Source organism: Paenibacillus sp. FSL R5-0470, from assembly GCF_037975205.1.
Classification (GTDB): domain Bacteria; phylum Bacillota; class Bacilli; order Paenibacillales; family Paenibacillaceae; genus Paenibacillus_AQ.
Window position 1 is genome coordinate 4528756 of sequence record NZ_CP150238.1, and the last position, 11974, is coordinate 4540729.

12 protein-coding genes are annotated in these 11974 nt (G+C 39.9%); 5 read left to right on the forward strand and 7 right to left on the reverse strand.

Features of this window, described 5'->3' with window-relative positions; genetic code table 11:
• Position 1 precedes the first annotated feature (1 nt).
• The 4 genes from rbsK to MKY99_RS20035 all read right to left on the reverse strand — a co-directional run bounded on the left by rbsK (position 2) and on the right by MKY99_RS20035 (position 2943).
• Complete coding sequence (gene rbsK, locus MKY99_RS20020) at positions 2–880, reverse strand: ribokinase (protein WP_339271728.1); 879 nt, start codon at positions 878–880, stop codon at positions 2–4.
• Positions 881–907: 27 nt separating this feature from the next.
• Positions 908–1888 (reverse strand): LacI family DNA-binding transcriptional regulator, encoded by a 981-nt coding sequence (locus MKY99_RS20025; protein WP_339265966.1) that lies wholly within the window; start codon positions 1886–1888, stop codon positions 908–910.
• A 140-nt stretch (positions 1889–2028) separates the two neighbouring features.
• Positions 2029–2424, reverse strand: coding sequence for a VOC family protein (locus MKY99_RS20030; RefSeq protein ID WP_042189851.1), 396 nt, complete (start codon positions 2422–2424; stop codon positions 2029–2031).
• A 42-nt stretch (positions 2425–2466) separates the two neighbouring features.
• Positions 2467–2943, reverse strand: a complete 477-nt coding sequence (locus tag MKY99_RS20035) for a DinB family protein (RefSeq protein WP_339265968.1) — start codon at positions 2941–2943, stop codon at positions 2467–2469.
• A 183-nt stretch (positions 2944–3126) separates the two neighbouring features.
• Here MKY99_RS20035 and MKY99_RS20040 point away from each other — a divergent pair, with 183 nt between their 5' ends.
• From MKY99_RS20040 to MKY99_RS20050, 3 genes are read left to right on the forward strand one after another with little or no spacing between them, the layout of a single operon-like run.
• A complete protein-coding gene (locus MKY99_RS20040; protein ID WP_156113153.1) occupies positions 3127–4254 on the forward strand; it encodes a helix-turn-helix domain-containing protein in 1128 nt (375 codons plus the stop codon).
• Positions 4255–4295: 41 nt separating this feature from the next.
• A complete protein-coding gene (locus tag MKY99_RS20045) occupies positions 4296–6137 on the forward strand; it encodes an ABC transporter ATP-binding protein (RefSeq protein ID WP_339265970.1) in 1842 nt (613 codons plus the stop codon).
• Positions 6134–7963 (forward strand): ABC transporter ATP-binding protein, encoded by a 1830-nt coding sequence (locus tag MKY99_RS20050; RefSeq protein ID WP_339265972.1) that lies wholly within the window; start codon positions 6134–6136, stop codon positions 7961–7963. The genes MKY99_RS20045 and MKY99_RS20050 overlap by 4 nt, the downstream gene beginning before the upstream one ends.
• A 42-nt stretch (positions 7964–8005) precedes the next feature.
• Here the strand turns inward: MKY99_RS20050 and MKY99_RS20055 are convergent, their stop codons facing one another.
• Complete coding sequence (locus MKY99_RS20055; RefSeq protein WP_339265974.1) at positions 8006–8941, reverse strand: LysR family transcriptional regulator; 936 nt, start codon at positions 8939–8941, stop codon at positions 8006–8008.
• Positions 8942–9096: 155 nt separating this feature from the next.
• Between MKY99_RS20055 and MKY99_RS20060 the strand changes: the two genes are divergently transcribed.
• Positions 9097–9714, forward strand: a complete 618-nt coding sequence (locus MKY99_RS20060; RefSeq protein ID WP_339265976.1) for a histidine phosphatase family protein — start codon at positions 9097–9099, stop codon at positions 9712–9714.
• A 64-nt stretch (positions 9715–9778) separates the two neighbouring features.
• On the opposite strand, the gene MKY99_RS20065 is transcribed toward MKY99_RS20060, so the two are convergent.
• Together MKY99_RS20065 and MKY99_RS20070 are read right to left on the reverse strand one after the other, a co-directional pair.
• Positions 9779–10024: a hypothetical protein gene (locus MKY99_RS20065; protein ID WP_042189863.1), complete on the reverse strand. Its 246-nt coding sequence runs from the start codon at positions 10022–10024 to the stop codon at positions 9779–9781.
• Positions 10025–10162: 138 nt separating this feature from the next.
• Positions 10163–10714 (reverse strand): polymer-forming cytoskeletal protein, encoded by a 552-nt coding sequence (locus MKY99_RS20070; protein WP_042189865.1) that lies wholly within the window; start codon positions 10712–10714, stop codon positions 10163–10165.
• A gap of 311 nt (positions 10715–11025) precedes the next feature.
• Here MKY99_RS20070 and MKY99_RS20075 point away from each other — a divergent pair, with 311 nt between their 5' ends.
• A complete protein-coding gene (locus MKY99_RS20075) occupies positions 11026–11937 on the forward strand; it encodes a LacI family DNA-binding transcriptional regulator (protein ID WP_339265978.1) in 912 nt (303 codons plus the stop codon).
• Positions 11938–11974 lie beyond the last annotated feature (37 nt).

Sequence of the window (11974 nt, forward strand, 5' to 3'; positions counted from 1 at the left end):
ATTACAGATTCGCCTCCACCTCTGCTCTTGTTGGCATACCACCTTGAGCACCAAATTTAGTAACGGATAAAGATGCTGCTCGATTGGCAAACTTTACACTATCCAGAATGGAGCTGCCTTCAGCTAAAGCAACTGCAAATGCCGCATTAAAAGTATCTCCAGCTCCGGTCGTATCTATAGCGTTCACTTTGTAAGTAGGAACCAGAATTTCTTGTTCTCCATCGTAAAATCGTACGCCATTGCTTCCTTCTGTTATAAACAGCTTGTTGGGATACTTCCGTAAAGCATCTGTTGTACTCATCCCAGGGAATAAAATCGTACATTCATGTTCGTTCGGTGTCAGATAGGTGGCATTTTCTATAATCGTGTCACTGATGGGACGAGCAGGAGCTGGATTAAGCAGCATAGGTACATTGAATTTATGGCAAAGCTCACTTACATAAGACACCGTTTCTTCGGGTATCTCTTGTTGGATTAGCACCATATCAGACCCTTTTATAGCATCAAGTGCTCGCTCAACCAACTCAGGAGTGACTAAATCATTAGCTCCTTTTACAACGATAATGCTGTTATCACCTTCTGCTAAAATGATGTGAGCTGTCCCGCTTTCGATATGTGTAACCGGTTCCACATTGGTTGTAAGAACCCGATTTCTCTTAAGATTCTCCATGATTTCCGTACCATAGAAATCTTCACCTACACAACCAACCATCGTAACTTCTGCGCCCAAACGTGAAGCAGCTACAGCTTGATTCGCTCCCTTGCCTCCTGGAACGGTAGCGAAGCTCTCTCCAAGAACAGTTTCCCCTGCGTGAGGTCGCTTGGATGAGGTCACCACCAAATCCATTGAACAACTTCCGATTACACAAATTTTAGCCATGTCCATCAACCTTTCTTATGTTGTCATCTATTCTTTTCTTCTTGTTGTTTCCCGCTCCACAAAGCTAACGGGTAATTGAATGATTTTATCTTCTACTTTATCTTGCTCAATTAACTTAATAAGTAAACCAGCTGCTTCACGGCCCATGTCATGTGCAGGCTGACGGATAGTGGATAACGAAGGCGACAACAGGCTGCTGAGTGGGATATCATCGAATCCAATGATTTGGAGATCCTGTGGCACTCTTTTACCTAAGCGATGTGCTTCATGAATAACAGCTGTCGCCACGATATCATTACTGGCAATTACACCATCTGTATCTATATATTTATCAAACAACTCTACAGCCCATTGTTCCGCTTCCGTGTGGGAGAAGGATGAAGTCTGGATCACTTGATAAGTGATTCCCATTTCATCAAGTACTTCAATCGCACCTTGAAATCGATCTTGCGCCGGTTTAATATGCGACGGTCCTTGCATAACTGTAATTTTGGTGCTTCCCCGTGCAATGATTTCTTGAGCAGCAAGGCGTCCGCCTTTTCTGCCATCTGCATATACGGAGGGACTGTCATTAGAAGTACGGTCAAGAAATACAACCGGAATTTTCAAATTAGAATAAATATCTTTCTCGGGAAAATTGGTTGATGAGATCATGCCAATGACATTATTTTGGATAAAGGTTTGAATATAATCCAATTCCTTTTCCTCGTTCTCATCACTATTACCAAATATTATTCGATAACCATGCTCCTGCATCCGATCTTCTATCCCACGTGCTAATTGCGGGAAGAATGGGTTCGTAATGTCAGGCAATAGAAGTCCTATTAATTTGGATTTCCGTTTATACAATGACCTTGCAACCTCATTAGGGGTATAATTCATTTCTTTGATAGCTGCCTCAACTTTTTTTCGAGTATCGATATTCACATAACCAGATTCATTTAACACCCTAGAAACGGTTGCTACCGACACTCCAGCTATTTTTGCAACATCTTTAATCGTCATCATGATTCATTTCATCCCCCAATGTGTAACCGGTTACATGTATTACATTAATTAGATTATCATAAAACCGTTTTCATTACAAATCTTTTTTCGTTCCAATATATAACAAAAGATATCGATTGAACTCGATATCCTTAGTGAGGCTAATAAACCAGTTCACAATCATGGTGTTCCCAAACATCAAATAAATTACCATCCAGATCTTCAAATACAAAAAACTTACCATACTCACCTTCGTCACTAATGTTTCCGACTTTCACATCTTCACAACTCAAATTGTTATGAAGTGATACGACATCATTAGTAAAGAAAGTGATCACCCATCTTTTCTTATCCCTTACCTCGAACACAGCTCTTGAATCATGATCACTTTGTGTTAAACATAGGATCGGTCTATTCTCTCTAAATAAGCTTAGATTGCCTTCTCTTCGATCCCTAATATTAAAACCAAAATGTTTCACAAACCAAGCTGCAGATTTCTCCAAGTCTTTTACTGGGATCACATTATAAGCAATACCTAAAATTCTTCCAACCTCCATCGAATACCTCCTTGACCTTAGACTTTTATCTACTAAAGATCTCTAAAGACTTTTATCAGCAAATCGATTTAATAATTTGATTGTATTAAAATGCATCCCTTCATGGTAAAGCGTGAAATTTATGAATTCTCCGATTGTATTTAAGGTTAATCCACTTCCGGTTGTAAGAGGTGTTGCTTGCTCACTTAAGCGATTGTGCATTGCTTCCTGAATACGTTTGGGTTGCTCCGAAAGCATCTCAATTAACACTTCAAGTGTTGGTGGTTTCTCGCTCCACTCTGCAGGTTTAGTACCTTTTGCAAATAATCGTTCAAAGCTTTCTGGCAATTGCATAAGCTCCCTAGCGGAATGAAAAGCGAACTTCTCTTGCACCAAATAAATATGTCCCAAGTTCCATCTAATGTTGTTATTAAGGCCCTGTGGAATGATATCTAGTATTTCCTCGGAAAGTTCTTCAACTGCACGAACAGTAACACTACGTACAAATTCAATTTGTTTGAACACGATTTGCTCCATCATAGCCCCTCCTATTTTTTATCCATAGTTTACCATGCACGACAACCGAATCCCAGCAGTTAGTACGAATTGTAAAATATCCCTTTACAAAAGAAAGCGAATGGTTTATTTTAACATTAAGTAATCATTAAATATTACTTGTATTATCCCAACATTTAAATTCTATAACAAGAAATATCGGAGGTTATGATGGAAGATAACATGAAAGATACCTTACTATCGAACATAAAATTTGCATATAACGAAGCTTTGGAATTCATTGTTTCTATGGGAATGATTGCTTGTGAAGAGCAGTTGCTTAAGGCAGCAGAGGATTACAAACTTGAAATGGACCCACAAGTGTTGTCTTATCATAAAGATGCACGAGCACGGTTGTCACCTCACTCCTACCGAGAACTTCAGTTTTTTTTCCAGTACAACTTTTTTCATAAAGCACTCGATTTTGCTTTCTATGAATCCATTTGCACCTGTCCAGAACCACAAACAGCTGAAGCATGGATAAATCGACTGGAAAAGAGTCCTGCAGAAAAGGTAGTCGCTGAAATGGTATATGGTGTGTATTACGATAAATTAGATGAGTTGCTAGAAGGAAACGATTGGGAAATCGTCAAGAAGGATACCCGCTTAATGGCTGAGCTTGTGGCAAGAACAAAACCACAGCTGGATGTGATTGAAGCGCAGGGGCCATTACTAGAGTGTCTTGCTTATCCCGAAGAAACTAAGCTACGTTATATGCAGCTTTTAAACCAGTTCTACAAGGATGTCTTTTCACTTTGGAAAGAGGAGTTAAAAAGGGAGTCTGAACAAGCCTCTCAGCGTTATGAAGGTTTGTTCCTAGCGAATCCTGAAAGATTCATTCGTGATATCAACAAAAATGAACCTGCAGTTTATGATGTTCCCACTACTTTTCATGTCAGCTTTTTCTCACAAGTTGGCAATCATGTGCTCTTCTTTTACGCAGGAAGTTCCCGTATCGCTTGGGTTATATTCGGCATTTTTAATGATCATGTATTCGGACCGGCTGCTGATCGAGAGAAAACCGAACTTTTTTTAAAAGCATTCTCGGATAAACGACGTTTAGACTTCTTGCTGCTCTTAAGGAATCGCCCTCACTATGGACAAGAAATTGCATCAGCACTTGGCATAACGCCCGCGGCAGTAACTTATCATGCCAACTTCCTATTCTTTTTAGACCTTATCGAACTAAAAAGAACCGACCATCGATTATATTACCATCTTCGAATGGATAAATTGAGAGAATTACTTGCCGTCACCACAAAAGTAATGCTCGATGAGGAACCTCCTATCTTTTAAGTGAACCACAGCAATAAAAACCATAGCGGGGAGGGTCTAAATTGAATGGATCTACAAACATAGAAGCAGACTCGATCAAAAAATCCAAAGTAGTTTCTAACACTTTTATGCGTTTACTGAAACTTGGAAAACCCTATTTAGGCTGGTACCTCATATTATGTCTCTTAGCTGCCGTCGTTTCCCTTGCAACAGTTGGGATAGCCGAATCTTTACGACGTATAATCAACGCTGCTACGAATCAGAACATGTCCTTTTTGATGTCTGGTGCTATCTTTGCTCTAATAATCGTTATTGTAGATGCTTTAGCCAGCTTCTTATTGACTTACTTATCAGGTGTGCTTGAATTCAAGTCGACCTCCAAGCTTCAGGTATCACTGCTAGCTAGATTATTAAACGTACAGATGAAAGATTTGGATCGTTATCATTCTGCTGATCTCATTAGTCGTATCAATGATTCTGCCCCAGCTGCTCAGCAAGGTATCAATCAGAAGACCATTGAACTATTCAGTAATCTGATGCAAATTACATTTCTCCTAACTTATCTGCTCTCACTCCAATATGTCTTAACGCTCGGAACTATATTGATTTGCTCGCTTGTTCCACTTGTGATGATTCCCTTCACTTCCCGCCTACGTTCCATGCACGAGCAAAGACAGCAAATTGAAACCGCTCAACAAATGTTTATTCAAGATACGGTACAGGGTGCTGAGGTTGTGCGTGCCTTCTCCCTTGTACCTAAGCTGCATAATCAATTCACACAACGTGTTAGGCAATATTTCAACATTCATTTACCTGTCACACGCTTAGAAGCTGTGGGCTATAATATGCCTTTTGCCGTTATTCTTAGTGGATTGCTATATGTTCTCTCCTACGGCGGATATCTAGTTATCCAAGGGAGATTGGATGTGGGAGCAGTGGCGGCATTTCTGATTTGTTTCGAGCAAATTACAAACCCTGTATCAAAGCTGGCTAATCTATGGACAGAATTACAAGCCTCGCTGGCGCAAGGTAAACGATTGTTTGAAGTCATTGATTTACAAGAAGAAGACGCAAACCGTGAATGTAATCAGGAAGATTCTCATAAAGAAATGCCGATGAATAACAACCAAGCAATTAGTGGCTTGTACCCTATCACCTTTGAGAATGTAGGTTTTCATTATGGTAATCATCAAGTATTAACTAACGTTAATCTAACCATAGAACCAGGTAAAGTAACTGCGTTTGCCGGTTCTAGTGGCAGTGGAAAAAGCACCCTTCTTCAATTAATACTCGCAACCTATGAACCTAATGAAGGGGTCATCCAATCTGGTAAGTTGCCGTTAAGCAGCATTCCCCCTCGGTCTTGGCGTAATCATTTGGCTTATGTTTCTCAAGAGCCTTATCTGTTCACTGGAACTCTAAATGAAAATATTGCATGGGGAAGACCTGACGCAACCTATGAAGAAATTATTAAAGCAGCAAAAAGTGCGGGGATACATGAATTTATTATGAGAACCCCCCTTCAATATCAGACTTCCATTGGGGAACGGGGCCATACCTTATCTGGCGGTGAAAGGCAGCGGCTATCTATTGCCAGAGCGTTTGTCCGAGCGCCTAAGCTTCTCCTTCTTGATGAACCCACAGCTTCACTTGATAGCCATAATGAGGAGATTGTCGGTCAGGCCTTGCAAGAACTCATGCATGATCGTACAACGGTTGTTATCGCACATAGATTATCTACCATCAGAAATGCAGATCACATTTATTATATGGAAGCGGGTTCTATTGTTGAAGCTGGGACTCATCTGGAGTTAATGACTTTACAAGGACGGTATTACAATATGGTTGAGACCTCAATGAAGAAGGCTGATATTTCTACTCTGGTCAGGGAGGTAGAGATATGAATGAGATGGAATCCAAGAATCTAAAATTGGGGTATGCTCTGCGTAGATTAATCTCTTACGCTAGCCCTTATCGAATTGGATTTATTGTGGCTGTACTCCTGCTCTCTGCTAAACTCGTAATGGACATAGGATTTGCAGCCATTCAGCAAGTATTTATTGATACGATCAACAACGCCAATATGGATGCATTAGCACGTATAACTGTAATCTGTGCCATTGCATGTGTCATCATTATCTGCTGTCTTATGGTGCAGCATTACTTCCGTTTTGTTATGCAAAGTCGGATGGCTTGGGATATTCGTGCGAAGCTGTTTGACAAAAGTCACCGACTTCCATTTCGTTACCTTCAGTCCATGCATTCAGGTGATTTGACTTCGCGTAACACTAAGGATGCAGGGATGGCCATGGGGATGATAAACAGCATCGTATACGATCTAGGCTATAATCTACTTCTCTGTTTCATTTCCTTTCTATATTTGGCTAAAATGGATGTCTGGATCGCCCTGTTAGCTCTTGGATCAGGCCCCCTTGTTTTTCTTTCTGGACGTTTCTTTGATCGCAGATTACGAAAATTATCTACTCAAATATATGCAAAAGAGGCGGAATTGCGAGGAATCTTACAAGAAACGCTTCAAGGAATGAAGGTCGTCAGAGCCTTTTCGCTTGAAGAAACTCTCTTAAATAAATATGCGTTAGAACGTGAGAAGTTAAGAAGAATGCAGCTGCGAAAATCGCTTCTAAATGGTCTCTTATGGCAATCTTCTGCCTTTATCAACAATCTCGTAATGGTGACATGCGCCGCTTTAATTGCGTTATCAGCTCTAAGTGGCGGAACATCAGCAGGTGAAGTACTCGCTTTTATTATTTTGATGGGTAGGGTTCAATGGCCTTTTGTCCATATGTCTCAAACATGGGGAGGTGTCCAGGAGGCTTTAGGTGCAGCTGACCGCGTATTCGCTATACTTGATGCACCTGATGAAGGAGCTACTCATCCTTTGCCAGAATCCAGCTCATCAACATTTGCTTCCGTAGAGGTAGCTGCATTACAAATAGAGGATGTCCACTACAACTATTCGGGTAAACCGGATAATGAAGCCTCCCTATTTACAGGGCTTAGTATTCATATACAACATGGAGAAACTATCGCGGTTGTCGGGCCAAGCGGGTCAGGGAAGACGACGCTCGTTCGATTATGTAATGGACTTTATGAGCCTACTGCAGGAAGCATCACGGTTTATGGAAAGTCTGTACATGATCAGCTTGAAGAAGCACGTGCAATGATTACCTATGTTCCCCAAACCCCTTATTTGTTCTCAGGAACTATACGAGACAATATCGCCTTCAGTTCTAGTACAGCTAGCGAAGAGGACATTCGAGAAGCCGCTCGGCTCGCAGGTGCAGAAGAGTTTATTACGAAGATGCCCCATGGTTATGACACTATTCTAGGTGAACATGGATCGACTTTATCTGGTGGACAAAGACAACGCATAGCCATTGCCAGAGCTTTTCTTCGTGATGCTCCACTCCTTCTTCTAGATGAAGCAACTTCCGCACTCGATAACGAATCTGAGCGAATGATTCAGCAATCGCTTGATTTGTTAATGAAGAATCGAACCACATTGGTTATTGCACACAGACTATCCACCATACGTGAAGCATCTAGAATTATCGTGTTAAATCAGGGTTCGATTGTTGAGGAAGGTACACATGATTCCTTATTAGAAATGAATGGGCTATACTCACAATTATATAACATTCAATTTAAATCTTCTGAAGCAGAAGACATTAGTGCACCTGAGTTGCTTCAATTACATTCCAACCTTTGATCTCAGTTCAATGCATACATCGTAATTCATAAGTTATTTTAATTAAGGTGTATGCGTTGGAACCGAGTATAAATTATCCGCTTCTTTTAATTGTTTCATTACGAGCTTAATAAATGACTGGATATAGCTTTCTTGAAGCTCTTTCTTTCTGTGGCTCATCCATATCGAATGCTTAGAGACTACATTTTCCACTTCGACCTTGGCTAACATACCCTGATCAAGATAAGGCTTTGCTAACAACGCAGATACAAAGCTAATCCCATAACCGGCAATCACGGCTTGAATAACCTCATTTACTCCATTAAATTGCAGTTCGATCTTCGGTTGTTGTACCTTTCTTTCTTCACATAATTGTACAATTTTCTCTCTGGCTGCACTACCTTCCTCCCTCATAATAAATGCCTCAGCCATCACTTCCTCAAAGCTAACCTCCTGCTTGGCTAAAGAATGATTTGAAGAAACTACGAACACATACTCGTCCTTGTACAACTCCCGATGTTCGAACACCCCTGTATGTTGAGAAGGAAACGCCATATCACTATAAATCGCCACGTCTGCTTCAAAGTTATTTAATTGTTCCATGACTTCATGAGAATTAGCAGTAGAGATCTGAATTTTAACCTTCGGAAAAGATTGTTTGTATAATGATGCCCACCGGGGGATGAGTATGCTTGTGGCCAGGTAATTACCTGCAATCCGAATATGACCCGCAGGAAATTTATGATAATCCTCAATAATCTGCTGTACCTGTTCACCCATAGCAAATAACTTTTCAAGTGGTTCGATCAGTTTTCTCCCAATCGGTGTTAGCACCATTCTCTTTCCTATGACCTCTAATAATACGATATTATTCTCCCGTTCAAATTTGCGGATCTGCGCTGATATAGCGGGTTGACTAATGTGCAAACGTTCGGAGGCTTTGGTCACACTCCCTGTTATCGCAACATAATAAAACAATTTTAATACATGATAGTTCATCCTGATTTCTTCCTAACTATATAAAATATAATCATATTTAACGGACCTTCGGCTTTCTTATTATAACTATACATTATGAATATTAACTATTATATATTGTTTATTTATAATTATTTATCTTATACTTACAACTATTCAAAAGGGAGGTTTCGTTAATGAAAGAGACAGTATTATTTCTAACCCGTCACGGGCAGACCGAATGGAATTTGCAGAAAAGAATGCAAGGACATCAAAATTCAGCGTTAACAGCCTTGGGTGAACAGCAAGCGGAATGGTTGAGAGAACGTTTGGAAGGTGAGAATTTAGGAGCCATTTATTCTAGTACTAGTCCAAGAGCATTGCATACTGCGCAGATTTTACGTGGAAATCGGAGTTTACCGATTCAACAGCAAGCTTCATTAATGGAAATTAACATGGGCATTTGGGAAGGAATGAACACAGATCAGATTGAACAAGAATATCCATTACAGTACACCCATTTTTTCACCAGACCTGATCTTTTTATTCCTCTAGCCCCAGGTGAGACCTATAGTCAGCTTGAACAAAGAGTAACGCCAACTATGGAGCGTATCATTAACGATAATGAAGGACATGAGGTACTTATTGTCACGCATCGGATGACCCTGAAAGTCATTATGGCTCATTTTCTCAATAAATCATTGCAGGAATTAGGGGAACTACCGGATATTCTCTCTACAGCATTGTGTAAAGTAACCCTAACTGACAACAATATAACTATCGATCTGTACGGCGATACTTCACATTATCAATGAATCCTTCTCAAAAATAAAAAAGGAAACTCCGATTTAAATGGGGTTCCCTTTTTAGACTTCAATTTTAAATTTCCACACTTTTGATTGTAAAGCTGCGGACCTTCATCCATTTTCCTGAAATAAATTCGTCAATTGTTTTCGTCTTCGGTCTAACACAAAAACGATGCTTGCTCCCTTTATCAAAACCAACTGCTTCAAAAATCAGGCCGTCACCTATTTGCTCCTTAAAGAACACTTGCTTAAGTCCCAATCTATTTAACATTTCAAGCTTTACACTTTCGATATATGTGCGTGAATACTCCTTAGACATATGTGTTCCTCCTAGTAGTGGTAGTAATATTATAAGTTCAATATTAAGAAAATCAACCGAAGATCACATAATCACAAAAAGAAAAAAGCCAACCCATAGTCTATGGATTGGCTTCTACTATATAAGTTGATTACGAAATTATTTAACTTCTGTTGTTCCAGTCACTTTTCCATCAATAACAGCTGATGTTTTCAGATCTTCGCTTGCGAAATAGAGGTTACCATCAATAGTGGCGGTTTCAGGTAGAGTAAAGCCTTTCGCTTCTACATAAACATCGCCTTTAATCGTTCCGCCTTCAACTTTCAAATTCTCACTTTGTACTGTAAACTTTGGTACGGTTAGTGTATAAGTAGCAGTGATCTTGTGATCAGCATCTTGCGAATAAAGGGCAATCTTACGGTAGATGTCGCCATCTGCGGCTCCTTTATTACGGAATTCTCCAGCTACAACAACCTCATCAGGAATCGTTACATCATTTAGAATCGCAACAATCCAGTTTCCATCTTTGCTAACAGCCTTAGTAAATGCATCTGCTTGATTCACAATCGAAGCTGTAGTGACAGCATCTGTCTGCTCAGCAGCCGGAGCTGAAGTTGCCGCCGAATTGTTTGCTTTATCCTCATTTGCTCCACAACCTGCCAATACTGCTACCGAAACCCCAGCCACTAAAATCATTTTAAATAGTCTCATTTTCGATTCCCCCTAATTTTGATTATGAATTAATTATATATTAAAATTCTTAATAATTAAGTGAATAATTTCACAGATTTGTGTCAGTATCTAAAGCGGTTTCACAGCGCGCGCTCTTCCCGATTAAGATTCGTTCCCATGAGCCGTACCTCTTCTCGCTGACTGATTTAGCTTCTTATATCTATTTACCCAAATTATAAAAATGAACACAAGCATCATTTGCTTCTTGGTATAAAGTCAATCGTTGACTCTTTTCAAGTGTTAATGATAATATTTGGAAATAAATATCTCAGCAAGGGAGAAGTTTACTGGTGAAAAAGACTACAATGAAAGACATCGCGTTACAAGCTAATGTCTCCGTTGCGACTGTAAGCTATGTTCTGAACCGCGTCGATAACCAAACCATTCCTGAGAAGACCCGCAATCAAATTCTGTCACTTGCCGAAGAACTTCATTACATTCCTAATCTAGCAGCCCGTTCGCTTGCCAATAAAAAAACGGGATTAGTAGGGGTACTTGTCCATAATTCTGCTTATATGCCACCTTGGAAACTCTATGCCCAATTCACATTTATTCGTGCTTTGGAACAGCGTTTAACGGATGCCGGATATCATACGCTGCTATATTCTCTTGGTACTGACCATCCTTCTCTGAATATCATCGTTGAAAGAAAGCTCGAAGCCGTCTTTCTGATCGATGTGCACGATGAATCCTTCTATTCGATTTCCAAACATTTTGTAGAAGGCATCCCCTTGATTTTGATCGACAGCATGATTGAAGATAAGCTGTTTAAGCAAGTTCTTTACAATTATCGTTCAGCTCTACAAAATGTAATGCCGGAGGATCTTTCACAGGTTTGTTTAATTATGGAGAGCTTCAATAACTCCCTACTCACTAGCTTTATCCAAGATAGTCTTCCTTTACCTGAGAAAGCAATATTCAAAGTTCAAAATATGGAGGAATTGAATACAATCTTATCGGAGGGGATCTATAAAGAAGCTATAGTTATTAATGAGTTTATCGGAAGTTGTGTTGAAAAATCCGGGGTATTCGCACGTCTTTCTGTTCTATGTAACTGTAATTGCCCAGAAATGCTTGGAGAAGACGTTCAGAAATTCATATTCACTGGGGATAAGTCAGCCACTGCTTTTGAACTAATGCAGGAGTTGTTACATCGTCCTGACTACTCCAAACAAGAGAATAATCGTTATTTTGTTGATTAATTTTTTTTCGATATTCACTTAAGCGTTTAAGTCGAGA